This is a genomic window from Phytohabitans aurantiacus, assembly GCF_027923225.1.
Classification (GTDB): domain Bacteria; phylum Actinomycetota; class Actinomycetes; order Mycobacteriales; family Micromonosporaceae; genus Phytohabitans; species Phytohabitans aurantiacus.
In genome coordinates, this window is the sequence record NZ_BSDI01000138.1 from 1 (window position 1) to 543 (window position 543).

Below are 543 nucleotides of genomic sequence, written 5' to 3' on the forward strand. Positions count from 1 at the left end.
CTGGACCGGCATCCCGGTCTACAAGCTGACCGAGGAGGAGACGTCCCGGCTGCTGCGGATGGAAGACGAGCTGCACAAGCGGGTCGTCGGCCAGGAAGACGCGGTCAAGGCGGTCTCCAAGGCGATCCGGCGCACCCGGGCCGGTCTGAAGGACCCGAAGCGGCCTTCTGGTTCGTTCATCTTCGCCGGTCCGTCCGGTGTGGGTAAGACCGAGCTGTCCAAGGCCCTGGCGGAGTTCCTGTTCGGGTCCGAGGACGCGTTGATCCAGCTGGACATGTCCGAGTTCCACGACCGGTACACGGTGTCCCGCCTGGTCGGTGCCCCGCCCGGATACGTGGGTTACGACGAGGGCGGTCAGCTGACCGAGAAGGTGCGGCGCCGGCCGTTCTCGGTGGTCCTGTTCGACGAGATCGAAAAGGCCCACCCGGACGTGTTCAACACGTTGCTGCAGATCCTCGAAGACGGCCGGCTCACCGATGGTCAGGGACGCATCGTCGACTTCAAGAACACGGTGATCATCCTGACCACCAACCTGGGCACCCG

General features: G+C 65.2%; 1 protein-coding gene. It reads left to right on the forward strand.

Annotated features, from left to right (window positions below; translation table 11 throughout):
• On the forward strand, nucleotides 1–543 hold a 543-nt coding region (locus QMG73_RS46160), incomplete at both ends, for an AAA family ATPase (RefSeq protein ID WP_281906525.1).